Source organism: Frigoribacterium salinisoli (genome assembly GCF_054781095.1).
The window spans coordinates 442,979-468,748 of the sequence record NZ_BAAGVB010000002.1; the positions used below are offsets into that span (position 1 = coordinate 442,979).

Annotated in this window: 20 protein-coding genes; 11 read left to right on the forward strand and 9 right to left on the reverse strand. The window is 75.4% G+C overall.

Annotation, left to right across the window (positions count from 1 at the left end; genetic code table 11):
• Window positions 1-8 precede the first annotated feature (8 nt).
• Window positions 9-2,201: a DEAD/DEAH box helicase gene (locus ACYVHQ_RS07955; protein WP_460511826.1), complete on the forward strand. Its 2,193-nt coding sequence runs from the start codon at window positions 9-11 to the stop codon at window positions 2,199-2,201.
• Window positions 2,202-2,408: 207 nt separating this feature from the next.
• Entirely contained in the window at window positions 2,409-3,665 is a 1,257-nt protein-coding gene (locus tag ACYVHQ_RS07960; protein WP_460511828.1) for an SGNH/GDSL hydrolase family protein, read from the forward strand.
• A 118-nt stretch (window positions 3,666-3,783) separates the two neighbouring features.
• On the opposite strand, the gene ACYVHQ_RS07965 is transcribed toward ACYVHQ_RS07960, so the two are convergent.
• A complete protein-coding gene (locus ACYVHQ_RS07965; RefSeq protein ID WP_460511830.1) occupies window positions 3,784-4,290 on the reverse strand; it encodes a mycothiol transferase in 507 nt (168 codons plus the stop codon).
• A 9-nt stretch (window positions 4,291-4,299) separates the two neighbouring features.
• The gene (locus ACYVHQ_RS07970; protein WP_460511831.1) at window positions 4,300-4,806 is read right to left on the reverse strand and encodes a MarR family winged helix-turn-helix transcriptional regulator; all 507 of its coding nucleotides are present in this window, start codon (window positions 4,804-4,806) and stop codon (window positions 4,300-4,302) included.
• A gap of 332 nt (window positions 4,807-5,138) precedes the next feature.
• On the opposite strand from ACYVHQ_RS07970, the gene ACYVHQ_RS07975 reads away from it, so the two are divergent.
• Together ACYVHQ_RS07975 and ACYVHQ_RS07980 are read left to right on the forward strand one after the other, a co-directional pair.
• Window positions 5,139-5,762: a hypothetical protein gene (locus ACYVHQ_RS07975; RefSeq protein ID WP_460511833.1), complete on the forward strand. Its 624-nt coding sequence runs from the start codon at window positions 5,139-5,141 to the stop codon at window positions 5,760-5,762.
• 151 nt (window positions 5,763-5,913) lie between these two features.
• On the forward strand, window positions 5,914-7,401 hold the full coding sequence (locus ACYVHQ_RS07980; RefSeq protein ID WP_460511835.1) for a signal peptidase I: 1,488 nt from the start codon (window positions 5,914-5,916) through the stop codon (window positions 7,399-7,401).
• 22 nt (window positions 7,402-7,423) lie between these two features.
• Here ACYVHQ_RS07980 and ACYVHQ_RS07985 read toward each other — a convergent pair whose 3' ends face one another.
• The 3 genes from ACYVHQ_RS07985 to ACYVHQ_RS07995 all read right to left on the reverse strand — a co-directional run bounded on the left by ACYVHQ_RS07985 (window position 7,424) and on the right by ACYVHQ_RS07995 (window position 10,868).
• Window positions 7,424-8,122 carry a hypothetical protein gene (locus ACYVHQ_RS07985; protein ID WP_460511837.1) on the reverse strand — a complete coding sequence of 233 codons (699 nt, stop codon included), beginning with the start codon at window positions 8,120-8,122 and terminating at the stop codon, window positions 7,424-7,426.
• A 181-nt stretch (window positions 8,123-8,303) separates the two neighbouring features.
• Window positions 8,304-9,542 carry a D-mannonate dehydratase ManD gene (gene manD, locus ACYVHQ_RS07990; protein ID WP_460511839.1) on the reverse strand — a complete coding sequence of 413 codons (1,239 nt, stop codon included), beginning with the start codon at window positions 9,540-9,542 and terminating at the stop codon, window positions 8,304-8,306.
• 159 nt (window positions 9,543-9,701) lie between these two features.
• Complete coding sequence (locus ACYVHQ_RS07995; protein ID WP_460511841.1) at window positions 9,702-10,868, reverse strand: M20/M25/M40 family metallo-hydrolase; 1,167 nt, start codon at window positions 10,866-10,868, stop codon at window positions 9,702-9,704.
• A gap of 215 nt (window positions 10,869-11,083) precedes the next feature.
• On the opposite strand from ACYVHQ_RS07995, the gene ACYVHQ_RS08000 reads away from it, so the two are divergent.
• Both ACYVHQ_RS08000 and ACYVHQ_RS08005 read left to right on the forward strand, forming a co-directional pair.
• On the forward strand, window positions 11,084-12,262 hold the full coding sequence (locus tag ACYVHQ_RS08000) for an exonuclease SbcCD subunit D (protein WP_460511843.1): 1,179 nt from the start codon (window positions 11,084-11,086) through the stop codon (window positions 12,260-12,262).
• A complete protein-coding gene (locus ACYVHQ_RS08005; RefSeq protein WP_460511845.1) occupies window positions 12,259-15,291 on the forward strand; it encodes an AAA family ATPase in 3,033 nt (1,010 codons plus the stop codon). Before ACYVHQ_RS08000 ends, ACYVHQ_RS08005 begins: the two co-directional genes overlap by 4 nt.
• Before the next feature lie 116 nt (window positions 15,292-15,407).
• On the opposite strand, the gene ACYVHQ_RS08010 is transcribed toward ACYVHQ_RS08005, so the two are convergent.
• From ACYVHQ_RS08010 to ACYVHQ_RS08020, 3 genes are all read right to left on the reverse strand, one after another.
• Window positions 15,408-15,662 (reverse strand): DUF6458 family protein, encoded by a 255-nt coding sequence (locus ACYVHQ_RS08010; RefSeq protein WP_460511847.1) that lies wholly within the window; start codon window positions 15,660-15,662, stop codon window positions 15,408-15,410.
• 214 nt (window positions 15,663-15,876) lie between these two features.
• A complete protein-coding gene (gene aroD / locus ACYVHQ_RS08015) occupies window positions 15,877-16,653 on the reverse strand; it encodes a type I 3-dehydroquinate dehydratase (RefSeq protein ID WP_460511849.1) in 777 nt (258 codons plus the stop codon).
• A 2-nt stretch (window positions 16,654-16,655) separates the two neighbouring features.
• Window positions 16,656-17,549, reverse strand: coding sequence for a shikimate dehydrogenase (locus tag ACYVHQ_RS08020; RefSeq protein WP_460511851.1), 894 nt, complete (start codon window positions 17,547-17,549; stop codon window positions 16,656-16,658).
• 71 nt (window positions 17,550-17,620) lie between these two features.
• Here ACYVHQ_RS08020 and ACYVHQ_RS08025 point away from each other — a divergent pair, with 71 nt between their 5' ends.
• The 4 genes from ACYVHQ_RS08025 (at window position 17,621) to recQ (ending at window position 23,625) form a co-directional block, all read left to right on the forward strand.
• Window positions 17,621-18,061 carry a GNAT family acetyltransferase gene (locus ACYVHQ_RS08025; protein WP_460511853.1) on the forward strand — a complete coding sequence of 147 codons (441 nt, stop codon included), beginning with the start codon at window positions 17,621-17,623 and terminating at the stop codon, window positions 18,059-18,061.
• Between the two features lie 174 nt (window positions 18,062-18,235).
• The gene (locus ACYVHQ_RS08030) at window positions 18,236-20,587 is read left to right on the forward strand and encodes a bifunctional metallophosphatase/5'-nucleotidase (protein WP_460511855.1); all 2,352 of its coding nucleotides are present in this window, start codon (window positions 18,236-18,238) and stop codon (window positions 20,585-20,587) included.
• A gap of 73 nt (window positions 20,588-20,660) precedes the next feature.
• Complete coding sequence (locus tag ACYVHQ_RS08035; RefSeq protein ID WP_460511857.1) at window positions 20,661-21,605, forward strand: lysostaphin resistance A-like protein; 945 nt, start codon at window positions 20,661-20,663, stop codon at window positions 21,603-21,605.
• Window positions 21,606-21,636: 31 nt separating this feature from the next.
• Entirely contained in the window at window positions 21,637-23,625 is a 1,989-nt protein-coding gene (recQ, locus tag ACYVHQ_RS08040) for a DNA helicase RecQ (protein WP_460511860.1), read from the forward strand.
• Between the two features lie 60 nt (window positions 23,626-23,685).
• Here the strand turns inward: recQ and ACYVHQ_RS08045 are convergent, their stop codons facing one another.
• Window positions 23,686-24,174 (reverse strand): hypothetical protein, encoded by a 489-nt coding sequence (locus ACYVHQ_RS08045; protein WP_460511861.1) that lies wholly within the window; start codon window positions 24,172-24,174, stop codon window positions 23,686-23,688.
• Window positions 24,175-24,415: 241 nt separating this feature from the next.
• Here ACYVHQ_RS08045 and ACYVHQ_RS08050 point away from each other — a divergent pair, with 241 nt between their 5' ends.
• Window positions 24,416-25,495, forward strand: a complete 1,080-nt coding sequence (locus tag ACYVHQ_RS08050) for an alkene reductase (protein ID WP_460511863.1) — start codon at window positions 24,416-24,418, stop codon at window positions 25,493-25,495.
• Window positions 25,496-25,770: the final 275 nt, after the last annotated feature.

Consider the following 25,770-nt stretch of genomic DNA (forward strand, 5'->3'; position numbering starts at 1 on the left):
CACCCACCATGTCTCCTTCCGACAAGGCGCCCTCGCGCGCCTCCCGCCCCGACGGCCCCCGCGGGGCCGGCTCCAAGAGCCCCAAGCACCGCGGGCACCGCCCCGACGAGGCCGAGGCCCCCCGCCAGAAGAAGCGCTGGGACTCCGCCGAGCGGGGTCGCCGCGAGTTCGGCACCCGCGCTCCCGGCGCCCCGCGCGACGGCGACCGCCGCCCCAACTTCGAGCCCCGCAAGCCGACCGGCGGCCGGTTCGCCGACCGCTTCGGCGACCGCGACCGCCGCGACGACCGCAACGGTGCCCGCGGCGCCTCCCGTGACGAGCGCTCGTACGGACGCGACGACCGGCCGCAGCGCGGCTACGGTCGCGACGACCGCGGGCCGCAGCGCGACGACCGTGGCGGCCGTGACGACCGCCCGCAGCGCGGCTACGGCCGTGACGACCGCCCGCAGCGCGGCTACGGCCGTGACGACCGCCCGCAGCGCGGCTACGGTCGCGACGACCGGGCCCCGCAGCGCGGGTACGGCCGCGACGACCGCGGGCCGCAGCGCGACGACCGTGGCGGCCGTGACGATCGCCCGCAGCGCGGCTACGGCCGCGACGACCGCCCGCAGCGCGGCTACGGTCGCGACGACCGCCCGCAGCGCGGGAACGGCCGTGACGACCGCGCGCCGCAGCGCGACGACCGGGGCGGACGCGACGAGCGTCCGCAGCGCGGCTACGGTCGCACGGAGCGGCCCCAGGGCGGTTTCGTCCGCGAGGACCGTCCTCAGCGTGGCTTCGTCCGTGACGACCGTGCGCCCCGTCGTGACGAGCGTGACGACCGTGCGCCCCGTCGCGACGAGCGCACCGACCGCGCTCCCCGTCGCGACGAGCGCACCGACCGTGCTCCCCGTCGCGACGACCGCGGCGGCGCCTCCTCCTCCGGCCGCGGCTCCGGCCAGGCGTGGAGCCCCGAGGCCGACGTCAAGCTCGAGAAGCTCCAGGCCGAGGTGCTGACGGCGTCCGACGTCGAGGGCGTGTCGTTCGGCGACCTCGGCCTGGGCCAGAACATCGTCCGCCAGCTGGCCGAGCTCGGTGCCGAGGCGCCGTTCCCGATCCAGGCGGCGACGATCCCCGACGTGATCGCGGGTCGTGACGTCCTGGGCCGCGGTCGCACGGGATCGGGCAAGACCATCGCCTTCGGCGCCCCGCTCGTCGAGAAGCTCATGGAGCACGGCGGCGGTGCCAAGCGCGCCATGGGTCGTGCGCCGCGCGCGCTGATCCTGGCGCCGACGCGCGAGCTCGCCCTGCAGATCGACCGCACGGTGCAGCCCATCGCGCGCTCGGTCGGGCTCTTCACCACGCAGGTCTACGGTGGCGTGCCCCAGGGGCGCCAGGTCGGCGCCCTGCAGCGCGGCGTCGACATCGTGATCGGCACGCCGGGGCGCATCGAGGACCTCGTCGAGCAGGGCCGCCTCGACCTCAGCGAGGTCGTCGTGACGGTCCTCGACGAGGCCGACCACATGTGCGACCTGGGGTTCCTGGAGCCGGTGCAGCGCATCATCCGCCGCACGGCCGACGTCACGCCGCAGGGTGCGCGCGCCCAGAAGCTGCTCTTCAGCGCGACGCTCGACCGCGGCGTCGCCACGCTGGTCGACGAGTTCCTCGTCGAGCCGGCGGTGCACGAGGTGGCCGGCGAGGACCAGGCCAGCGCCACGATCGACCACCGCGTGCTGCTCATCGAGCAGCGCGACAAGGCCGCGATCATCGAGGAGCTCTCCGCGGGCCCGGGCAAGACGCTGGTCTTCGCCCGCACGCGCGCCTTCGCCGAGCAGCTCGCCGACCAGCTGGAGGACGCGGGCATCCGGGCGACGAGCCTGCACGGCGACCTCAACCAGGCCCGCCGCACGCGCAACCTGCAGCTGCTCACGAGCGGCCGCGTCGACGTGCTCGTCGCGACCGACGTCGCGGCGCGGGGCATCCACGTCGACGACATCGAGCTCGTGGTCCAGGCCGACATGCCCGACGAGTACAAGACGTACCTGCACCGGGCCGGCCGCACGGGTCGCGCCGGCAAGCAGGGCACGGTCGTGACGCTCATCACGCGCGCGCGTCGTCGGCGCATGGAGGACCTCCTGGACCGGGCCGAGATCACGGCGGACTTCGAGGAGACCAGGCCCGGCGACGCGGTCCTCGGCACGCTCGCGGGCACGCGCCGCTGAGCGCGGGGGCGGCGTGCGGCAGGAGTCGCGCGTCGCTCCGCCCCGTCGGCCCCGGTCCGTCACGCGGGGCCGCTCGGGGCCGCTCTGGTCGTCGCGTCCTGCCCTCGCACTGGGGGGCGGGCCGGCCCCCGCTGGCCGGTAGCGTGGCGAGCACAGGGTCACCGACTCACCACCGGGACCCGTCCCACGATCAGAACCGGAGCCGCCGTGCGTGCTGTCACCCGTCGCGTCGCGTCCCAGGTCCTCGGCTCGAGGCTCCGGGCCCTCGGCGGCCTGCCCACGCGACTGCCCCGTCAGCCCGACGTGCCCTTCGTGCACGCCGCCGGCCCCGACCCCGACCGCGTGCTCGTGGTGGGGTGCGGTCCGACGCTCGGCCGTGCCGTGGGGGAGGGCGAGCTCGCCCTGCCGACCCAGCTCACGCGCCTGCTGAGCAGCGCCACGGGTCGCGGCAGCTTCGTCGAGGCCGACGCGGCGACGGCCGTCCCGCTGGCCGAGGTCGTCGCGGTGCTGGGCGCCCGCGATCTCTCCGCCCACGACGCCGTCGTCGTCGTGCTCGGCCAGGACGACGCCGCGGCGGTGTCCGCCGACCGCACGTGGACGGCCCTCGTGCACGAGCTGGTCGCGACCGTGCAGCGCGTCGGCTCGGCCTCGACCGAGCTCGTCGTCGTCGGCCTGCAGCCGTCGAGCCTCGTCCCGGCCCTGCGGGTCGCGCCGGGCAGCATCGCCGACCGCTGGGTCGAGGAGCTCGGCGAGCTCACGCTCGAGGCGCTGCTCGAGGCCGACGGCGAGCGCGACCTCGTGGCCTTCGTGCCGGCACCCAGCACGCCGACCCTCGACGACGACGACGCGACCCTGCTGCACCGCCGGGTCGCCGAGCGGATCGTCCGCGTGCTCGCTCCCCGCCTGACCCGGCACGCCGAGGAGGCCGACCGTGGTCTGGCCCCGAGCCGGGCCGCGCGCCTCGCGCCGCAGTCGATCGCGCGCCTCCTGGCCGATCCGACGGCGCAGCGCCTCCGTGGGGCCGACGCCGGACCCCGCTTCGACGCCATCGTCGCGCACGCCCGCACGCTCTTCGGCACGGAGTCGGCCGCGTTCAGCGTGCTCGACGACGAGGTGCAGCACAACGCCGCCCGTGCGGGCACCGACGAGCGCGGGCGCCCGATCGAGGCGTCGCTCTGCAGCACGACCATCACGGCCTCGAGGCCGTACGTCGTCTCGGCCTCGTCCGACGGCAGCGACGTGCTCGTGCCCGAGTCCGACCTGCGGTTCTACGCGGGCTACCCCGTCGAGTCGCCCGACGGCGTCCGCATCGGTGCCCTCTGCGTCTTCGACTCGCACCCGCGCGATCCGTCGTCGGTCGACGTCGACCTGCTGCGCGACCTCGCGCTCGCGATCCAGCGGGAGGTCTGGGGCACGCCCGCGGGGGGCTCTGCGCAGGACGTGGGGCAGGACCCGGCCGCCTGACAGCGGCCCGCCCGCTCCCTTGGCCGCCGACCCCCGGTCGGCCGGGAGGCGCCCGCTCCCCGGGCGGCGTCGCCGCGCACCTCCCCGCGCCGGCACCGCTCCCTCGTGGCGCCCCGTCTTAGTGCCGGTCGAGCAGTCCGCGCACGTAGGCGGCCTGGCCGACGTGCTGGACGCAGTCCTCGAGGATGCTCACGAGGCGCGCGCCGGCCGTCACGGGCGGGTCCCACGCGTCGTCCACGACGTCGTCGTACGAGGCGGCGTCGAGCAGCTCGAGGTACCCGCGGGTGCGGAGGGTGACGGCCTCGAGGTACGCGACGAGCAGGTCGCCGGGGGCACGCACGGCGGCGACGGCGGCGGGGTCCTGGCCGTAGCCCATCTCGGCCGCGTCGAACGGCAGGCCGAACCGCTCGGCCCAGCCGTCCGCGGTCCAGACCTGCTCGCTCGCGGCGAGGTCGGCGATCTGGGCGTCCTGACCGCGGGCGGTGTGCCAGAGCAGCCAGGCGATCGTGTTGGCCTCGGCGTCGGCACGCCACGTGAGCGCGTCGGCGTCGAGCCCGTCGACGGCCTCGCGGGCGAGCGGGGGCAGGCGGTCGAACGCGTCGACGAGCAGCTGTGAGGGCGTCATCGGCCCAGGCTACGACCCGAAGCGCTCCTCCGCGTGGCGGGTCACGGCGGCTCCGATGGACCGGAAGGCCGTGGCGAGGAAGTCCAGGTAGAACGGGTCGACCGCCTCGCGGAAGGCCTGGGCGTAGAAGGTCGCCACGCCGGAGATGGCCTCCTGGCCCGCTGGTGCGAGCTCGACGAGGGTGCTGCGGCGGTCGGTCGGGTGCGGCACGCGGTGCACGTAGCCGGCGGCGTCCATGCGGTCGATCAGGCTCGTGGTGGCCCCGGTCGAGAGCTCGAGGTGCTCGCTGAGCTGCTTGGGCGTGACGGCCGTGCGACCGTTGACGAAGGCGAGGGCCTGCAGGTCCGTCGTGCCGATGCCGATGTCGGTCGCGACCACCTTGAGGATCGCGGCGTTCTGCATCTGCACCTCGTTGAAGGCCGCCATGACGTCGGTGACGTCGACGTCGCCCGCGTCGTCGAGGCGGGGCCGGGCGTCGCCGGGGAGGGGCTGGGGGGAGCGCTCGCGGTCGTTCACGGCATCGCTCCGCGGGTGGGGGTGGGGCCGGTCGTCGCGGTCACAGCGTCTCCTGTCCGAGGGGTGGGGTGGGCCGCTGCCGCTCGCACGGGGTGGTGAGGTCCGGCGAGGGCGGCACCCTGATTCAACCAGCGTGCATCTCGGTGATCAAGATACCCCCTCTCTGGGGACATGTCACGGCTTGCGTGCATCTTGGTGAGCAAATAACTTGATGGTCGTACCACTTGAGCAGCAAGATGCTCACCGGCAGGGGCAGCAGGACGCGCACCCGGCGTCCGGACCAGCCCCGCCCCCTTCCTCTTCCCCGCCCCACCCCCTCACCAGGAGTCGTCATGATCAGCACCGCCACCACCCGTCGCCCCGGTCGCCGCGCCACCCGCCTCGCCGCCTGGATCGCCATCCCCGCCGCGCTCGTCGGCAGCGGCTTCGCCGTCTCGCAGGCCTCGTACTCGGCCTTCTCGTCGACCACGGTCAACCCCACCAGCAACTGGACCGCCGGCACCGTCGCCCTGACCGACGACGACAAGAACGCCGCGCTCTTCACGGCGTCCAACCTCAAGCCGGGCCAGACGGGCCAGAACTGCATCGCGGTCACCTCGACCGGTTCGCTCGCCTCCACCGTCAAGCTCTACGGCACCGCCGCCACGAGCACGAAGGACCTCGCGTCGAACATCGACATCAGCATCACGCAGGGCACGGGCGGCGGCTTCGGCACCTGCGCCGGCTTCACCCCCGTCGCCGCGGCGCAGACCCCGACGCTCTACTCGGGCACGCTGGCCGGCTTCGGCGCCCAGTCCACGAGCTTCGCCTCGGGCGTCGGCACCTGGGCCCCGACGGGCACCGCGTCGGAGACCCGCGTCTACCAGGTCACCTACACGGTCAACGCGGCCGCCCCGAACACGACCCAGGGCGGCACCGCGTCGCTCGGCCTCACCTGGGAGGCCCAGAACAGCTAGTCGCGGCTCCCGCGACCCTCCGCCCCCGCCCCGGACGCCCCCCGGTCCGAGCGCGGGCCAGCCCCCTCCGGACCTCCTCCCCCTGAGCCGGAGGGGGCCTCTCTTCCACCACCACCACCACCACACGACCCGACGGGACCACGAGGGCGCCATGACCACGTTCGACCTGGACCTGCGAGCCACGCCCACGGCGTCGGCCGCACTGCCCGGCTCGTCGGACGCGGCGACCGAGTGGCTGCGCCTCGTGCTCGCGACCCTCGCGCGCGTCGTCCTCTTCTCGGTCCTCGGCCTGGCCCTCTGGGGCGCGCTGCCGCTCGCGATCGGCTGGCACCCCACGACCGTGATGACGGGTTCGATGGAGCCCCGCATCCACCCCGGCGACGTCGTCGTCGCGAAGCCGGTCGCCGAGTCCGACCTGCACCGCGGCCAGGTGCTCCTCTTCGACGACCCCGACCACGCCGACCACATGCGCCTGCACCGTTACGACTCCGACGGGGCCGCGGGCACCCTCGTCACGAAGGGCGACGCCAACCCCGAGGCCGACTCGACGCCCGTCGAGCGCAGCGCCGTCGAGGGCGTCGCCTACCTGCGGGTCCCCTTCGTGGGGCTCCCCGTGCTCTGGCTGCGGGAGGGCCTGGTCGGCCACCTCGTCGTCACGGCGGCGGGCCTCCTGCTCCTCACGGCGCTCAGTCGCCTCGACTCGCCGCTGCGCGCCCGGCAGGAGGCCCTGGCCGGCCTCGAGCGCGGCCTCGCCCCCGCCTCGCCCCGCGGAGAACGCCGCTCCGCCCGCCGCCGCGAGCGCCGCCTGCGCCGACTCCGCACGGCCGGTGCCTCGCTGTCGCTCCTCGCGCTCGCCGGCGGTCTCGCCGTGACGCTCGTCGTCGCGGGCGGGTCGTCGGCCGGGTACGCGGCGCCGACCGCGAACCCGCGGTCGACCCTCGCGACGGGCACCTTCGACTGCCTCACCGAGAGCTACAACGCCCAGACCTCCTTCGGGTTCCCCTACAACGAGACCTCCGGCACGACGACGGCCGACGGCAGCAGCTTCGCCCGGACCGGCACGCTCGTCGGTGGCGCGAGCTTCGTGCCCGGCTCGTGCGCCAAGGACGACAGCCCGGCCCTCCAGCTCGACGGCACCGGCCAGGTGCTCACCTCGGTCCAGCTGGGCGGCCAGCCCGCCTTCACGATCGAGACCTGGTTCCGCACCACGACGACCACCGGCGGTTCGCTCGTCGCCTTCACGACGGCGCAGTCGGGGAACGCCACCACGGCCGACCGGGCGCTCTACATGACCAACGCGGGCACGCTCGCGCTCGGCGTCCGGCCCACGACCTCGACGGTCCGCGCCGTGACCACGCCGCGCGCCTACAACGACGGCCAGTGGCACCACGTCGCCGTGACGATGTCGAGCTCGGGCACGAGCTTCTACGTCGACGGTGCGTTCCTCGGCTCGAGCACCATGATCACGTCCGCGCAGTCCGCTGCGGGCTACTGGCGGGTCGGGAGCGCCCCGCTCGCCGGGTTCGCGTCGGCGCCCACGAGCTCGGGCTTCACCGGCACCGTCGACGGCACCGTCATCTACAACAACAGCGCGCAGACCGCCTCGGCCCTGCAGGCGCGGTACGCCGCCGGGCACTGAGGGCAGGCGGCGCTCCCGGGGATCAACCCCAGATCCGGGTGACGATCGCGCCGAGCAGGTCGTCGGTCGGGAAGTTGCTCTGGTCGACGTGCACCAGCACGCCGTCACGCACGAAGAAGGTCTGTCCGCGGTCCACCGGGTACTGCTGGTCCCGGGTGACGAGCTGGCAGGAGGTGCCCCCGTGCAGCTCGCCGCAGTCGAAGCCCCGCCCCGCGGCGTACGCGAGCACGGCGTCGCCCTGCTCCGGCGTGACACGGCCGAGGTCGATCCCGATGCCGGTGATGTCGGCACGGGGGTCGCGCCACAGGCAGCGCAGCTCGGCGACGGACTGGGTGACGGCCCATCCGTCGGCACCGGCGGGGGGAGCCGTCGGAGTCCGCTGGCCGAAGCCGCCGCCGAACCCCTCGGGGTTGAGCGGCGTGTCGCCGAACGTGGCCTCGTAGCGGTCCGCCGACACGAGGTCGGTGCAGCCGGTGGGGATCGACACCGTGGTGGGCGTCGTCGTCGGGGTCGCCGTCGCTCCGTCGTCGCCACCGTCGCCGTCGCCGTCGGCACCCTCGTCGGGCGTCGCGCTCGGCGTCGGCGGCGGCGTCACGGTCGCCGTCTCGGTCACCGTGGGCTCCGGCGAGGGCTGGGCCGCCCCGCCCTGGCAGCCCGTGAGCAGGAGGGCCGCGGCGAGCACGGCGGTGGTCGTCATCGTGGTCGTCGTCGTGCGCTGCACCGGGTCCCCTTGTCGTCGTCGGGCCGTCGGCCCTGCTCCACGCTATCGGCGAGTCCACGAGGCCCGTCTCCGTCTCGAGGACGACATCCGTCACGATCCGGTCACGCCGGGCACGCGTGCCCGTGCGTCCCTGCCCCGCCGGCCCGCGCCTCCTGACCCTGCCGCCCCGTGCCTCCTGCCCCTACCAGTCGTGGACGGTCCCGTCGGCGAGCCGGTTGTACGGCAGGTACGCCTGCTCGTAGGGGTGGCGGGCGGCCTCGTCGAGGTCGAGCTCGACGCCGATGCCCGGCTGGTCGCCCGGGTGCAGGAACCCGTCGGTGAACGTGAAGGACTGCCGGAACACCCGGTCGGTGGCCTCGCCGTGCCGCATGTACTCCTGGATCCCGAAGTTGTGGATCGCGAGCCCGAGGTGCATCTGGGCCGCCATGCCGACGGGCGAGATGTCGGTCGGCCCGTGGAACCCCGACTTGATCTGGTACTGCGAGGCGTAGTCCATGATCTTCCGGAGGTGGGTGATGCCCCCGGCGTGCGTGACGGCGCTGCGCACGTAGTCGATCAGCTGCTCGCGCACGATCAGCTGGTAGTCCCACACCGTGTTGAAGATCTCGCCGATCGCCAGCGGCGTGGTGGTGTGCTGGCGCACGAGGCGCAGGGCCTCCTGGTTCTCGGCGGGGGTGCAGTCCTCGAGCCAGAAGAGGTCGTAGGGCTCCAGGCTCTTGCCGAGCCGGGCGGCCTGGATCGGGGTCATCCGGTGGTGCCCGTCGTGCAGCAGCGGCAGCTCGGGCCCGAACGCGGCGCGCACCGCCTCGAACACGGTGGGCACGTGCCGCAGGTACGAGCGGGTGTCCCAGTCCTCCTCGGCGGGCAGGGCCCCGCGCTGGGCGGGCTCGTGGTCGTAGCGCTTGCCGGCGTTGCCGTCGAAGGTGGCGTTCGAGGCGATGCCGTAGATGCTCTTCAGCCCCGGCACGCCCGTCTGCACCCGGATCGCCCGGTAGCCCTCGGCCTGGTGCGCGCGGATGCTGTCGAACAGCTCCTCGAGGTCCTTGCCGGAGGCGTGCCCGTAGGTGAGCAGGCCGGTCCGGCTCGCGCCGCCGAGCAGCTGGTAGAGCGGCAGGCCGGCGACCTTCGCCTTGACGTCCCAGAGGGCGACGTCGACGGCGGCGATCGCGGCCATGGTGACCGGCCCGCGCCGCCAGTAGGCGCTGCGGTAGAGGAACTGCCAGGTGTCCTCGACGCGCGCGGGGTCACGGCCGACCAGCAGCGGCACGACGTGCTCGCGGAGGTAGGCGACGACGGCGAGCTCGCGCCCGTTGAGGGTCGCGTCGCCGAGGCCGACGACGCCCTCGTCGGTCTCGATCCTCAGGGTCACGAAGTTGCGGTCGGGGCTGGTGACGATCACGTCGGCGCTGACGATCTGCATGCGGTCCGGGTCTCCTTCGACGGCGGGCGGTGCGGGGCGGTGCGGGTGGTGCGGGTGGTGCGGGCGGCGCGAGGCGACGTGGGGCGCTGCGCTGCGGTGCTGACCACCCAGCCTGGCAGGAGGCGCACGCCCGGGGGAAGGGGCGGGCGCCGGCCCGTCTCAGGCCAGGTCGGCCAGCAGCGCGCTGACGAAGACGGTCCGCTCGACCATGCCGTCCAGGCTGATCCACTCGTGCCGGGCGTGCGCGCCGCCGCCGACCCCGCCCACCCCGTCGAGCACGGCCAGGCCGAGCGCCGCGGCGAAGTTGCCGTCGCTGGCACCGCCGACCGACACCTCGCGCAGCTCGAAGCCCACGACCCCCGCGACGGCGCGGGCGCGTTCGAAGAGCGCCGCGGTGGCGGGGGTGCGCTCCATGGGCGGGCGGTTCCAGCCTCCTGAGACCCGGATGCTCGCGAGCGGGTCGTGCGCCCGCAGCCCCTCGAGGACGCCCTCGACGCGGGCCATCTCGGCGGTCGACGTGATGCGCACGTCGACCATGGCCGTGGCCAGGCCCGCCCGGACGTTCGTGCGCGTGCCGCCCTGGACGATGCCGACGTTGAGCGACGTGCCGGCCTCGTGGTCGGCGGCGCCGTGCAGGGCGAGGACCGCCCGCGCGATCTCGTCGACGGCGCTGGCCCCGCCCGCCGGGTGCAGCCCGGCGTGCACCTCGACGCCCGTCGCCTCGACCCGGAAGATGCCGACGCCCTTGCGCGCCGTCTTGACCGCGCCCTTCGCCGCCGACTCGAAGACGAGCACGGGACCGCCCTTGGCCGACTCCGCCTCGATCATCGCGCGGGAGGCGATGCTGCCCGTCTCCTCGTCGCCCGTGAGCACGAGGCGCACGTTCGGCCGGGGCAGCCCGAGGGCGTCCGACACGGCGAGCGAGGTGCCGAGCTGGACCAGCCCGGACTTCATGTCGAAGACGCCGGGGCCCGTCATGCGGTCGCCGTCGATCTCGACGGGCCAGTCGGTCGTGGTGCCCGAGGGCCACACGGTGTCGTAGTGGCAGAGCGCGGTGACCCACTCGCTCGACCCGCTCGGCGAGGCGAGGTCGAGGGTGACGGCGTCGCCGTGGCCGCCGACGCGGTGCTCGCGCCGGTCGGCGGCGGGGCCGACGGTGGCGGCGAGCCACCGCTCGATCCAGGCCAGCCCTGCGCGCAGCAGCGCGACGTCGTCGGAGGGCGTCTCGAGCATCGCGTACGTGGTGAGGTCCGCGGTCATCGCCGCGCGCCGGGCCTCGACCGCCCCGTGCAGGGCGGAGAGCTGGTCGGCGTCGAGCTGCGTCACGGGGGTCCTCCTCGGCCGGCCGCGTCGGTGGCACCGGGCCGGGCGTCCCAGACTGCCACGGCAGGAGGTGCGGCGACGCCCGCGGGGCGGCGACCGCCCGGCGGTCCCTCCTCCCGCGTCCTGGGGAGGAGCGGTGGCGCCCGCCTCGGCCCCGGGCGGTGTCGGGACCCGCCGCTACGCTGACGCACGACCTGACCGACGATCGAGGGGGCGGCGTGCGGATCCTGCACACGAGCGACTGGCACCTCGGGCGCACCCTGCACGGGGTCGACCTGCACGAGCACCAGGCCGCGCACGTCGACCACCTCGTCGAGCTCGTCCGCGACCGCGCGGTCGACGTCGTCGTGGTCGCGGGCGACGTGCACGATCGGGCCGTGCCCCCGGTGCCGAGCGTGCGCCTCCTGGGCAACGCGCTGCGCCGGCTCGCGGAGCACGCGGTGGTCGTCGTCACGCCGGGCAACCACGACTCGGCGGTGCGCCTCGGCTTCGCCTCCGAGCTGCTGCGCCCCGGCCTGCACGTGCTCGCGTCGGTCGAGCGGCTCGCGACGCCGGTCGTCGTGCCCGACGACGACGGCCCCGTGGCGATCTACGGCCTGCCCTGGCTCGACCCCGACACGACCCGGCACACGCTGGCCGCGCCCCCGGTCGGCGACGAGCCCCCTGCACCCCTGCCCCGTTCGCACGAGGCCGTGCTGGGCGCCGCGATGCAGCGGGTGCGCGCCGACCTCGCGACGCGGCCGGCCACGCGGTCGGTCGTCGTCGCCCACGCCTTCGTCGCCGGCGGCAGCCCGAGCGACAGCGAGCGCGACATCCGGGTGGGCGGCGTCGACGTCGTGCCCGCGAGCACCTTCGACGGCGTCGACTACGTCGCCCTGGGGCACCTGCACGGCGCCCAGCGGGTCGGGCCGGCCGGGGCCCGCCCCCTCGTCCGCTACTCGGGCTCGCCGCTGGCCTTCTCGTTCGGCGAGCGGCGCCAGGCCAAGTCGTCGACCCTGGTCGACCTCGCGGCCGACGGGACCGCCTCGGTCGAGCTCGTGCCCGCTCCCGTGCCGCGTCGCCTCGCCGAGGTCGTCGACACGCTCGAGCACCTCCTCGACGGGCGCCACGACGACCTCGTCGACGCCTGGCTGCGGGTGGTCGTCACCGATCCCGTGCACCCCGAGCAGCTGTTCGCCCGCGTGAAGGAGCGCTTCCCGCACGCGCTCGTGGTCCAGCACGTGCCCGAGGGGGCGCTCGACGCCCCGGCGCTGCGCGAGGTGACCGCCGAGACCGACCCCGTCGAGGTGGCCGCCGACTTCGTGGCCTTCGCCTCGGGCGGCGCGGCCAGCGCCGACGAGCTCGACGTGCTGCGCAGCGCCTACGAGGCGGCCCGGGCGACGGAGGCGAGCGCGTGAACCTCCACCGCCTCACCCTGCGGGCCATCGGCCCCTACCCCGGCGAGCACGCGGTCGACCTGGCGGCGCTCGGGGCGTCGGGGCTGTTCCTCCTCGAGGGGCCGACCGGTTCGGGCAAGTCGACGATCATCGACGCCGTCGTCTTCGCGCTCTATGGCGGCCTGGCCGGGTCGACCTCCACCGCCGACCGGCTCCGCAGCCACCACGCCGACCCGGCGGTCGAGCCGTTCGTCGAGCTGGTCTTCGAGACGGCGGCGGGCGTGCACCGCATCCGGCGCTCGCCGCAGTACCGCCGGCCGAAGGCCCGCGGCACCGGCACGACGCCGCAGAACGCCACCGCGAAGCTCGTGCGGCTCAGCTCGCCCGACGCTGCCGACGGCGAGGTGCTCGCGACCACCACGCAAGAGGCCGGGGTCGAGGTCGCCCGCATCGTCGGGCTCACCCGTCAGCAGTTCGTGCAGACCATCGTGCTGCCGCAGGGCGAGTTCGCCGCGTTCCTCCGGTCGACGGGCGAGCAGCGCCGCGAGGTGCTGCAGTCGCTCTTCGGCACCGAGCTCTACGAGCGGACGACCGCGCAGCTGGTCGAGGGCCGGGTCGCGGCACGGGCGGAGATCGCCGACGCCGAGCGTGCCGTCGAGAGGGCCCGGGAGCGCCTGCGCGAGGCGACGGGCACCGACGAGGCCGCCTTCGCCGAGGCGCTCGCGGCCGACGGCTGCCGGGCCCTCGTCGCGTCGCTCCTCGTCGAGGCTGGGGCGGCGGCGGGGGCGCGCACCGAGGCCACCGCGGTCCGCGACGTCGCGCGCGCCGAGCTCGACGAGCAGCGCCGGCTGCGGGCCGCCCTCGACCGCCTCGCCGACCTGAGGCGCCGGGCGGAGCGGCTCGAGGCGGGCCGGGCCGACGTCGAGCGCGACCGCGCGGCCGTCGACGCGGCCCGCCGTGCCCGCTCCGTGACCGGCGCCGCGCTCGGCGTGGACCGCGCCGAGGCCCAGCTCTCCTCCGCCCGGGGCTGGCTCGTGCGCGCCCGCGACGGCGTCGCCGCGGTCGTGGCCGCGGCCCCCGCTGCCGACCGCGACGCGGTCTCGGCGTACCGCGACGACCTCGACCGGGCCGACGCGGCCGACCTCCGCGACGCCCTGGCCGGCGAGATCGGCGGGCTCGTCGACGTCGAGGGCACCGAGAAGGGCCTCGCGGGCAGGAGGCGCGCCGTGGGCGACCTCGACGAGCGTGCCGCCTCGCTGCGCACGCGTGCCGCGCGGGCCGAGGCAGCGCTCGGTGGCCGGTCCGAGGCCCGCGTCGCGCTCGTCGCCGCCGTCGCCTCCCTCGGCGAGACCGACGCCCGCGTGCGCGCGGCCGAGGCCGCCGTCGGCGAGCTCGACGACGCCCTGCGCCGGCTCGACGACGTCGACGCCCGCCGCACGGCCCTCCTGGTGGTCGAGGCGCGGGCCGCCGAGGCGACGCGGGCCGCGCTCGTCGCGGTCGACGCCGAGGCCGACCTGCGCCGGCGCAGCGTCGAGGGCCGCGCCGGCGACCTCGCCGCGGGGCTCCTGCCCGGCGAGCCCTGTCCCGTCTGCGGGGCGACCGAGCACCCCTCTCCGGCGGTCGCGGTCGACGACCACCCCGACGAGGCCGCGCTCGACGTCGCCGCCGAGCGACGGGCCACCGCCGTGCAGGCCCAGGCGGAGGCGCTCGCGCGGGTCGAGGCGGACCGCGCGGTGCTCGACGAGGCCGTGCGCGCCTCCGGGGGCCTCGACCGTGGGGCCGTGCTCGCTGCGAGGGCCGAGGCGGTGTCGGAGGTCGCGACGGCGCTCGCCGCCGTCGACGAGCGGCGCAGGCTCGACCGCGAGCTCGCCGCCCACGAGGCCGAGACCGACCGGCTGCGAGCCGAGCGCGACGCCGCGACGGTCGAGGCGGCGACCACCGACGAGCGCCTCGCGGCGGCCCGGCAGGGGCTCGCCGCCGACGCCGAGCTCGTGGCGGACCGCCTGGGCGGTCGCGCCGGGTCGGTGCACGAGCTCGTCGAGCTCCTCGGCGAGCGGCGCCGGGCGCTCGACGACCTCGTCGCGGCCCTCGACCGCGAGGCGGTCGCGCTCGGCCAGGTCGAGCAGCGCCGGGGCGAGCTGGTCGCAGCGCTCGACGAGGCGGGCTTCGCCGACGTCGCCGCCGCCGAGCGGGCCGCCCTCGAGCAGACGGCGCTCCTGGCGGCCGAGTCGCGCGTCGCCGCGGCCGAGCGAGAGACGGCCGTCGTCGCGGCCGGGCTCGCCGACCCCGAGCTCGTCGCCCTCGACGACCACGAGCTCACCCAGGGCGTCGACGTCGACGCCGCCGCGGCCGCGTCCGCCGCGGCAGAGGAGGCCCTCGGCGAGGCGACCGAGCGGGCGGCCTCGGCCCGGACGCGCGCCGACCGTTCGTCGGCCGCCCTCGAGGCCCTGCGCACCGCCGAGGGCCAGGGCGACGAGGTCGTGGCCCGGGCCCGGGCGGTCGTGCGCATGGCCGACCTGGCCAGCGCGTCGACGTCGGTCAACGTCAAGGGGGTGACCCTCGGCACCTACGTGCTGCTGCGCCGGTTCGACGACGTCGTCGCGGCCGCCGACCTCCGGCTCTCGACCATGTCGGGCGGCCGCTACGAGCTGCGCCCCTCCGAGGAGCGCGAGGCACGGTCCCGCGGGCGCAAGACGGGGCTGTCGCTCGTGATCCGCGACCACGTGACCGGCACGACCCGCGACCCCGGCAGCTTCTCGGGCGGCGAGACCTTCTACGCCTCGCTGAGCCTGGCACTCGGCCTCGCCGACGTCGTGCAGCGCGAGGCGGGCGGTCTCGAGCTCGGCACCCTCTTCGTCGACGAGGGCTTCGGCTCGCTCGATCCCGAGACCCTCGACGCCGTGATGACCGAGCTCGGACGGCTCTCGGCCTCGGGGCGCGTCATCGGCATCGTCAGCCACGTCGACGAGCTCAAGCAGCGCATCGCCGACCGGCTCGAGGTGCGCCGCCGCCCCGACGGCTCGAGCACCCTCCGCTCCACCGTCGGCTGACGGCGCGCGCGCCCGCGCTCGTCGGGCCGCGCTCGCGCGCTCGTCGGGCCGCGCAGCACGGAGGGCGGGCCCGCGCTCGGCGCGGACCCGCCCTCGGCGGTGCTGCAGGTGCGGCGTCAGACGACGGGGCCGCCGTCGACGTCGCGACGGGTGACGCGCTCGCCCGTGGCGGGGTCGACCGCCGTGCGCGAGGTCGACGTCGTCTGCCGACGGCGGGTCGCGAAGACGATGCCGAGCAGGGTCACGATGACACCCGCGGCGATGAGGATGTAGCCGATCAGCTGGATGTCGATGCCAGCGACCTGGAACTCGAGGGCGAACGCGAGGATCGCTCCGATCACGATGAGTGCGATGCCGCCACCGATGCTCATGGGTACTCCTTGGGTCGGACGAGCACGACGGGGACCCGCCGTGTGCCGCCTCACCCTACTGATGGCCGCGCCGGGTGTCCGTGAACGGCGTCCGCGCACCGACCGCGCCCACCACCGGCCGACCCCGAGACGGTGGCCCGCCCCGCCCGGCCCGCCCGGCCCGCCCGGCCCGCCCGGCCCGCCCGGCCCGCTGAGCCCGCCCGGTCCGCCCGGCTCAGCCCTGGGCGTCGTGCACGAGGTCGAGCACGCGGCGGAGCTCGACGGCGTCGACCTGGCCCGGCGCGCTCGCGGCGCCGACGCTGCCGAAGGTGAGGCACGAGCCGAACGTCTCGCCGGCGAGCCGGCTGACGACCCCGAGGGGCCCCATGGCCATGGTGACGGCCGGGACGGTCCCGGCTCCCGCCCGGAAGGCGGCCGTCGCGGCGAGCAACGTCAGCACGTCGTCGGGCCGGGTGGGCATGGCAGCGAGCTTGACGACGTCGGCGCCGAGCTCCTGCTGGCGCAGCAGGCGCGACACGATCTCGTCGAGCGGGGGCGTGCCGCTGAAGTCGTGCGAAGACAGCACGACGGCGGTCCCGGCAGCGTGGGCGGCCTCGACGACCGCCTCGAGCACGTCGGGGCGCGTGAACTGCTCGACGTCGACGGCGTCGGCGCGACCGCCGGCGACGACCGCCTGGAGCAGGTCGCCGTAGGCGTCGGGGTCGAGGTGCCGGGCGCCGCCCTCGGCCTCGGTGCGGAAGGTCGTCAGCAGGGGGACGTCATCGGGCAGGGCGTCGCGCACGGCGGCGACGGCGGCGAGGGCCCGGTCGGTGTCGCCGACGGCGGTGAGGTGGTCGAGGCGCAGCTCGACGACCTCGGTCGCGGGCCGGGGCAGGCAGGAGGCGGTGGCGACCAGGTCGTCGAGGGTGCGCCCGGTGAGGGGCACGCAGACGGCGGGGCGCCCGGTGCCGAGGGTGACGCCGCGGAGGGCGAGGGGGACGGGGGCGACCACGGTCAGCTCCTCCCGGTGGGGACGGCGTCGAGGCCCACGGCGGTGCGCAGGGCGGTGCGCACGTGGGCCTCGTCGGGCAGCGGCTCGTCCTGGCGCCGCCCGGAGAAGAGCCGGACCTGGCCGAGGGCCTGCTCGACGAGCATGTCGAGGCCGCTGCAGGCCAGGCCGCCGGCGGTGCGCCAGCGCTCGGCGAGCCGGCTGGGCCAGGGGTCGTAGGCGGCGTCGACGAGCACGGCCCCGGGCCCCGCGGGGGCGAGGAGCAGGTCGTCGGCCGCACCGCCGGGCAGGGTGCTCACGACGAGGTCGCGCGGCTCCGTGGCGTCGAGGTCGGCGAGGGGCGCGACGACGAGCTCGATCCCGAGGTCGTCCGCGAGCGCGACGAGGTCGCCGGCCCGCGAGACGTCGCGCAGGTGCAGGTCGACCCGGTCGGCGCCGAGCTCGTGCACGGCCGCCACCGCGGAGGCGGCCGTGGCGCCGCCGCCGAGGACGGTCGCGCGGGTCCCGCCCGGCGTGCCCCGCGACTCCTGCCCCACCGCGACCGCGCCGTCGGGGCGCACCGCCGCGACCGAGCGCACGATGCCGTCGACGTCGGTGTTGTGGCCGGTACGACGCCCGTCGCCCTCGACGACGAGCGTGTTGGCGACGCCGAGCCGACGGGCCAGGGGCGAGAGGTCGTCGACGAGGGGGAGCACCTCGCGCTTGAGCGGCATCGTGAGGCTCAGCCCGCGCCACCGGTCGTCGAGGCCCGCGACGAAGGCGGGCAGCTCGCCGCTGCCGACCTCGACGGCCTCGTAGTCGAAGGGGAGGTCGAGCAGGTCGTAGGCGGTGCGGTGCAGCACGGGGGACAGCGAGTGGCCGATGGGGGAGCCGAGCACGGCGAGGCGGCGTCGGGTCACGGTGCTCCTCCCTCCGCTCCGCGGCGGTCGCGGCGGTCGACGCCCGAGCCTATCGCCGCCATCATGGACCGATGCGGATCCGATCCTTCGTCGAGCGCGACACCGAGGCCGTCGTCGACCTGTGGAGGAGCGCCGGGCTCACCCGCCCCTGGAACGACCCGCACCGCGACGTGCAGCGCAAGCTGGGCGTGCAGCCCGAGTGGTTCCTCGTCGGCGTCGACGACGCCTCCGGCGGTGGCGGGCAGGAGGCCGTGGTCGCCTCCGTCATGGCCGGCTGGGACGGCCACCGCGGCTGGATCTCGTTCCTCGCCGTGCACCCCGACCGGCAGCACGAGGGCCTCGGCACGGCACTGCTCGCCGAGGCGGAGCGGCTGCTGACCGAGGCGGGCTGCCCCAAGGTGATGCTCATGGTGCGGACCGGCAACGAGGGCGTGCTCGGCTTCTACGAGCACCAGGGCTGGTCCCGCGACGACGTCGTGGTGCTGGGCAAGCGGCTGATCCCCGACGCGTGAGCGGGGGCACGGGCCGCGCCTGATCACCGGCACGTGACGCTCCGGTGAACACCGCGTGACGAAGTGCGGCGTCCCTTGCCGCGCGGTCCGGCCGCTCCCTATCGTCGGAGGGTCGTGCCCCCTGGTCGGGGGTGTCGGCGTCCCCCGACGGTTCCAGCCAGGAGACACGCGCAGATGCGATCACAGCCCCCCTTCACCACGACCACGACGGGGGGCACCCGGCGACGCCGGGGCGTGCTCGCCTCCGTCGCCGTCGGCACCCTCGCCCTCGGCGTCCTCGCCGCGGTGCCCGCGCAGGCGGCACCGGTCACGGTCGACGTCTACGGCATCAACGACTTCCACGGCCGCCTCGAGCGCGGCAGCGCGCCGCGCCCCGGCGAGCAGGGAGTCGCGGGTGCCGCGGCCATGGCCGCCGTCTTCGAGCAGTACCGCGAGAAGAACGCGAACAGCATCTTCGTGTCGTCGGGCGACAACATCGGCGCCTCGACCTTCACCTCGTTCATCCAGGACGACGCCCCGACCCTGACGGCGCTGAACCAGATGGGCCTCGACGTCTCGGCCATCGGCAACCACGAGTTCGACAAGGGTCAGGACGACTTGCGCGAGCGCGTCGAGCCCGCCGCGGACTTCGACTACCTCGCGGCGAACGTCGTCGACGCGTCGGGCGAGCCCGCGTTCGACGCCTACTCGATCGTGGAGCGCGGCGGCAAGAAGATCGCCTTCATCGGTGCCGTCACGGAGCTCATGCCCGAGCTGGTCAGCCCGGCCGGCATCGAGGGGCTCGAGTTCACCGACATCGCGGAGTCCGTCAACCGGTACGCGACCGCCCTGACCAACGGCGTCCCCGACGCCGAGACGCTGACCGGCACCGACGAGGCCGACGCCGTCGTGCTGCTCGTGCACGAGGGCGGCGCCACCGCCGAGGCGCCCGTGGAGGGCGACGGCTCCGACTGGTCCGACATCGTCTACGGCGTCACGCCCGAGGTCGACGCGATCCTCTCGGCGCACACGCACCAGCTCTACGACTACGCCGTGACGCCGACCGGCGGCACGACGCCCCGGCCCGTCGTGCAGACCGGCAGCTACGGGGGTGCCCTGAGCCACCTGAGCTTCACCTTCGACAGCGACGACGTCACCGTGAAGAGCGTGGCGAGCGCCGGCACGATCGACCTCTACGAGGCTTCGTCCGTGGAGGGCTTCGTGCCCGATGCCGAGGTCGAGCGCACCGTCGCCGACGCCGTCGCCTTCGCGGCGGTCGAGGGCGCTCGCGAGATCGGCACGGTCACGTCGCCGTTCCGACGCGCGGTGCAGTCCGACGGCTCCGAGAACCGCGGCGGCGAGTCCACCATCGGCAACCTCGTCGCCGACGTGCAGCTCGAGGCGACGCGCGCGAACGGAGCGCAGATGGCCTTCATGAACCCGGGCGGCCTCCGCGCCGACCTGGCGGGCGGTGACGGCGGCGTCGTCACCTTCCAGCAGGCCGCCGCCGTGCAGCCCTTCGCCAACACGCTCGTCGTGGTCGACATGACCGGGGCCGACGTCAAGGCGGCCCTCGAGCAGCAGTGGCAGCCCGCGACCGCGTCGCGGCCCTTCCTCAAGCTCGGTGCGTCGCAGGGCGTGGCGTACACCTACGACCCCACGGCGGCGCAGGGCGAGCGCATCACGAGCCTCACCCTCGACGGGGCGCCGATCGAGGCCGGGACCTCCTACAAGGTCACGGTCAACTCGTTCCTGGCCTCGGGCGGCGACAACTTCGGCGCTTTCGACACGGGTTCGCAGGCCGACAGCGGCACCGTCGACCTGCAGGCGCAGGTGGACTGGTTCCAGGCCGTCGAAGGGCCGGTCAGCCCCGACCTGGGTCAGCGTGCCGTGGGCGTCTCGTCGCCCGACGGCGCCCGCCCGGACGGCTACCAGGTCGGCGACACGATCACCGTCGACCTGTCCTCCCTGGTGTTCAGCGACGCGACGGGGCCCGACGTCCTCGACGTGGCCCTGGGCGGCGACGCGCTCGGTCAGGTGCCGCTCGACCGCTCGATCGTCGACACGACCGACGAGCAGGGCCGCGCCCAGCTGCAGCTCGACGTGGTCGCCGCTCCCGAGGCGGCCGCCCAGGTCGGCGTCGCCGCCCTGCGCGAGCTGCAGGTGACGGTCCCCGGCACCGACACGGTCGTGACCATCGCGGCGGACGTCCCCGAGGGCGTCTCGCTCGTGCTCGCGAACGCCCTCCCGGTCGACCCGCCGGTCGTCGACCCGGGCACCCCCGCCCCGGTCGACCCGACCGTCCCCGGCGTCCCGGCCGACCCGACGGACCCCGCCGCTCCCGGCGCAGGAGGCCCCGGCTCCGGCTCGGCGGGCTCCGGCACCTCGACCGCCTCCCGCGGCCCCCTGGCCTACACGGGCTCGGAGCTGGCGTCGGGCGGCCTGCTCGCCGCGCTGGCCCTGCTGCTCACCGGGGCCGGCGTGCTCACGGCCACGCGCCTCCGGCGTCGTCGTGAGGTCGCCGCGGAGGGCACCTCGACCGACTGACGCCACCCCGGCACCACCGACGACCCGGTCGCACCCCAGGTGCGGCCGGGTCGTCCGGCGTTACCCTCGCCCCGTGAGCCTCGCCTACCACCGCCTGTTCCGGGCCCTGCCGTCGTACCGCTGGTGGAAGCCCCTCGTGGTGCTCGTCCTCGCGGTCGCGGCGTACCTCGTGCTGTCGACGGTCGTGGTGGTCGGGGTGGCGGTCGTCGTCGGGGCGGTGGCGGGCCCGGACGAGCTGCAGCGGCTCCGGGCCGCCCTCGCCGACGACCCCCTGGCGGCCGCCGACCCGCTCGTGATGACGGTGTCGCTGGGCTCGATCGCGGTGATGCTGCCGTCGGTCCTGCTGGCCACCCGCCTCGTCGGTCGGGGGGCGCCCGGTCGCCTCTGGAGCGTCACGGGCCGGATCCGCTGGCGCTGGCTGCTGCGCTGCGTGCCGGCCGGGCTCGCCTTCGTGGTGCTGAGCGTCGGGCTGAGCTCGGTCGTCCTCCCGGCGCTGCTCGGAGAGCCTCTGTCGCCGGGGCCGGTCACGACGCCTCCTGCGACGCTGGCCGTGTCGGCGCTCGTGATCGTGCTGCTCGTGCCGCTGCAGGCGACGGGCGAGGAGGTCGCCTTCCGCGGGCTCGCGGCCCAGGCCCTGGGCGCGTGGCTGCCGTGGGCCGCGGTCGCGATCGTGCTGCCGACGGTGGCCTTCGCCCTCGCGCACGACTACAACGCCTGGGGCGTGCTCGACGTGGCGGTCTTCGGCGTCGGTGCCGCCGTCGTCACCTGGCGCACGGGCGGGCTCGAGGCCGCGATCGTCGCGCACGTGCTCAACAACACGGCGGTGTTCCTGTTGCTGGCACCCTTCGAGGGGGTCGGGTCGAGCGACGGCAGCCCGCTGGGTCTGGCCGTGACGCTGGTCAGCGTGCCCGTCTTCGTGCTGCTGGTCCTGCGGCGCGCCCGGCGCGACGGCGTCGCACGGCTCCTCCCCAGCCCGACGCCCGTGGCGTCGTCCCCGCAGGAGGCGCCGGCCCCCTGAGCGCGTAGGTCGCCCGACCTAGACTCGCCTCGTGACTCCTCCGAACGACACCGCAGCCCTCGACGTCCTGCACCGCGTCTTCGGTTACGACGACTTCCGGGGCGAGCAGGCCGCCATCGTCGACCAGGTGGTGGGCGGCGGCGACGCCCTCGTCCTCATGCCCACCGGCGGCGGCAAGTCGCTCTGCTACCAGGTGCCCGCGCTCGTGCGCGACGGCACCGGCATCGTCGTCTCGCCGCTCATCGCCCTCATGCAGGACCAGGTCGACGCGCTGGCCGCGGTCGGCGTGCGCGCGGCCTTCCTCAACTCGACGCAGGGCCCCGACGAGCGCGGGGCGGTCGAGCGGGCCTTCGTCGCGGGCGAGCTCGACATGCTCTACCTCGCGCCCGAGCGGCTCCGGCTCGACTCGACCAAGGCGCTCTTCGACCGCGGCCGCCTCGCGCTGTTCGCGATCGACGAGGCCCACTGCGTGGCGCAGTGGGGGCACGACTTCCGCCCCGACTACCTCGAGCTCAGCGTGCTGCACGAGCGCTGGCCCGACGTGCCGCGCATCGCCCTCACGGCCACGGCGACCGAGGCGACGCACCGCGAGATCTCGCACCGGCTCGAGCTCGACGACGCCGCGCACTTCGTCGCCGACTTCGACCGGCCGAACATCCAGTACCGCATCGAGTCGAAGCAGTCGCCGCAGCAGCAGCTGCTCTCGTTCATCCGCACCGAGCACGACGGCGACGCGGGCATCGTCTACTGCCTCTCGCGTCGTTCGGTCGAGCAGGTGGCCGAGTTCCTCGTGAAGCAGGGCGTCCCGGCGCTGCCGTACCACGCGGGCCTCGACGCGCAGGTTCGGGCGCGGCACCAGTCGCGCTTCCTGCGCGAGGACGGCCTGGTGATGGTGGCGACCATCGCCTTCGGCATGGGCATCGACAAGCCCGACGTGCGCTTCGTCGCCCACCTCGACCTGCCCAAGTCGGTCGAGGGCTACTACCAAGAGACGGGGCGAGCGGGTCGTGACGGCCTGCCCTCGACGGCGTGGCTGGCCTACGGCCTGGCCGACGTGGTGCAGCAGCGGCGCATGATCGACCAGTCCGAGGGCGACGCCGAGCACCGCCGCAAGCTCAGCGCGCACCTCGACGCCATGCTGGCGCTCTGCGAGACGGTGGAGTGCCGGCGCGTGCAGCTGCTCGCGTACTTCGGGCAGGCCAGCACGGCCTGCGGCAACTGCGACACGTGCCTCACCCCGCCCGAGTCGTGGGACGGCACGGTGCCCGCCCAGAAGCTGCTCTCCACGGTCGTGCGCCTCAAGCGCGAGCGCGGCCAGCAGTTCGGTGCGGGCCAGATCATCGACGTGCTGCTCGGCAAGGCCACGCCTCGGGTGACCCAGCACCGGCACGACGAGCTCGCGACCTTCGGCATCGGCACCGACCTGGGCGAGGCCGAGTGGCGGGGCGTCGTGCGCCAGCTGCTGGCGCAGGGGCTGCTCGCGGTGTCCTCCGACGGCTACGGCACGCTGCTGCTCACCGAGGCCTCGAGCGAGGTGCTCGCGGGTCGCCGCGCGGTGAAGCTGCGTCGCGAGGCCGTGCGACCCACGCGGGCGGCGCGCACGCGGGCGTCCCGGCAGAACGGTGCCGGTCCCGCGCTCGACGCGGCGGCCCAGCCGCTCTTCGAGGCCCTGCGCAGCTGGCGCGCCGCCGAGGCGAAGCAGCAGGGGGTCCCGGCGTACGTGGTCTTCGGCGACGTGACGTTGCGGGCCGTCGCCACGGAGCGCCCGTCGACGCTCGACGAGCTCGCGGGCATCAGCGGCGTGGGGCAGAAGAAGCTCGACAGCTACGGTCGTCAGGTGCTCGAGGTCGTCGCCGGCGGTGAGCAGGGCGGGGGCCCCGTGCCCGCTCAGGAGGCCCGCCCCGCGTCCGCCCCGGCGGCGCGGCCCCGCCGCGTCGTCGTCCCCGACCTCGCGCCCGACGAGGGTCCGCAGTTCGACCCGTGGGACGAGTCCGTCCCGCCCGAGGACGACGGCCGCTGACGCCCGCGCCCCGGGCCCCGGGCAGTCGCGCGTCGGGTGCGTCGATCCGCGCGCGGCCGCTCAGGCGCGGTGCGCCGCGCGGCGGGCGAGGAGGACGAGCGACACGGTCAGGGCGAGCATGGCGCTGCCGCCACCGATGAAGTGCCCGTCGCCCAGGCGCGACACGTACGCGGCGGCGAGCAGGGTCGAGGCCGCGAGCGGGCAGGCCACGATGAGGACCTCGATGGTCCAGCGCGGCACCCTGCGACGCTGGCTCGCGGCGAGCTGGACCAGCAGGGCGAGGGTCAGGAGGGCGCCGAAGCCGAGGCCGGCGAGCAGGTAGAGGGCGGTCGAGACGACGTGGGCGCCGAAGGCCTCGGGGCCCTGGTGCACGCCACCGATGATCGTGACGACGAGCAGGTGCGACAGCCAGAGCGTGGCGACGACGCTCGCCCATCGGACGGGTCCCGTCCGGGCAAGGGCGATCGTGGCGACCGCGCGCGGGCCGTCGTCCGGCACGTGCTCGTGGCTGCTCGCGCTCGTGCGCTCCACGACGCCGTCGTCCTGCATGTCCGTCCCCGCCCTCTGCGACGCGCCCCCCGACGCCCTGCCGAGCCTAAGCGGTCCCGGAGGCTCCCGCTGTCCTCCGTCCTGGGGACAGGGGTGCCGTGCTCGGTGTCCTGCTCGCCGCGCACGGGACCGCGCGGCGCGGCGCACGCGCTCCGCGACACGCCCGGCCCGCGTCCCCCGGAATGCCCGGTGGTGGGGCGCGGTTGTGCCCGCGGACCCGAGACCGACCGGAAGGACACCCTTGGACCTCTTCAGCCCCGCCTCGTTCGGCGACCTGCACCTGACCAACCGCATCGTGATGGCACCCCTCACCCGGGTGCGCTCGGGAGACGCTGGCGTGCCCGGTGAGCTCGTCGCCGAGCACTACCGTCAGCGCGCCGGCGTGGGCCTCATCGTCACCGAGGGCACGTATCCGGTGCTCGAGTCGAAGGCGTTCATGGGCCAGCCCGGCATCGTCACGGACGAGCAGGTCGCGGCGTGGAAGCGCGTGGCCGAGGGCGTGCACGAGCGCGGCGGCCAGATCGTCATGCAGGTCATGCACGGGGGCCGGGTGACCCACACCGAGGTGTCGGGGGCCGACCGCGTGGTGGCCCCCAGTGCGATCGCGATCGACGGGGTCACCCGCACCCCGTCCGGCAAGCAGCCCTACCCGGTGCCGCACGCCCTGACGACCGACGAGGTCCGCCAGGTCGTGCAGGACTTCGTGACCGCGTCGAAGCGCGCGGTGCTCGAGGCCGGCCTCGACGGCGTCGAGCTGCACGGGGCCAACGGCTACCTGCTGCACGAGTTCCTGGCACCGAGCTCGAACCAGCGCACGGACGAGTACGGCGGGTCCCCGGAGGCCCGTGCCCGTCTGCTCGTGGAGGTCGCCACCGCGGTCGCCGAGGCCGTCGGCCCGGGCCGGGTGGGCGTGCGCCTCTCTCCCCAGCACGACATCCAGGACGTCGTCGAGCGCGACGCCGACGACGTGACCGCCACCTACGACGCGCTCATGGACGGGCTCGCCCCCCTGGGCCTGGCCTACCTGAGCGTGCTCCGCGCCGACCCGCGCGACGAGCTCGCGCAGCGACTGCGGGCCCGCTTCGGGGGCGCGTACGTCGCGAACAGCGGCTTCGGCCAGGTGACCACCCGGCAGGAGGCCCGCGAGCTCGTGTCCGAGGGCCTCGCCGACGCGGTCGCCGTGGGGCGTCCCGTCATCGCCAACCCGGACCTCGCCGACCGGTGGGAGCGCGACCTGCCCGAGAACGAGCCCGACGCGTCGACCTTCTACGGCCCTGGTGCCGAGGGCTACACCGACTACCCGACGTACGACGCGGCCTGACCGCCATCACGTCCCGACCCCGAGGGCCGGCCACCGTCCGCGGTGGCCGGCCCTCGGTCGTCCCGGGGGCGGCGCCTCCGCGTCCGCGGCGGCCGTCGACGAGCCGCGGGCACAGGAGGTCCGGCCCGGGGTCCGTCGCGACACGCCCGGGATCCGGGACGGGTTGGTGCCCTGGGTCGGGGTCTGTGTATTGTTTCCTCTCGTCACCCCAAAGGTGCGGCGGAGCGTAGCTCGGCTGGCCTCAAGTGGGACCGACTCCCAAGTCCTCGAGTTGC

Bases quoted from the DNA above. Each gene is read 5' to 3' on its own strand.
- ACYVHQ_RS07965 (WP_460511830.1), bottom strand. From the start codon at position 4,290: ATGACGCCCTCACAGCTGCTCGTCGACGCGTTCGACCGCCTGCCCCCG.
- ACYVHQ_RS07975 (WP_460511833.1), top strand. From the start codon at position 5,139: ATGATCAGCACCGCCACCACCCGTCGCCCCGGTCGCCGCGCCACCCGC.
- ACYVHQ_RS08010 (WP_460511847.1), bottom strand. From the start codon at position 15,662: ATGAGCATCGGTGGCGGCATCGCACTCATCGTGATCGGAGCGATCCTC.
- ACYVHQ_RS07980 (WP_460511835.1), top strand. From the start codon at position 5,914: ATGACCACGTTCGACCTGGACCTGCGAGCCACGCCCACGGCGTCGGCC.
- ACYVHQ_RS08045 (WP_460511861.1), bottom strand. From the start codon at position 24,174: ATGCAGGACGACGGCGTCGTGGAGCGCACGAGCGCGAGCAGCCACGAG.
- ACYVHQ_RS08025 (WP_460511853.1), top strand. From the start codon at position 17,621: ATGCGGATCCGATCCTTCGTCGAGCGCGACACCGAGGCCGTCGTCGAC.
- ACYVHQ_RS07955 (WP_460511826.1), top strand. From the start codon at position 9: ATGTCTCCTTCCGACAAGGCGCCCTCGCGCGCCTCCCGCCCCGACGGC.
- ACYVHQ_RS08030 (WP_460511855.1), top strand. From the start codon at position 18,236: ATGCGATCACAGCCCCCCTTCACCACGACCACGACGGGGGGCACCCGG.
- manD (WP_460511839.1), bottom strand. From the start codon at position 9,542: ATGCAGATCGTCAGCGCCGACGTGATCGTCACCAGCCCCGACCGCAAC.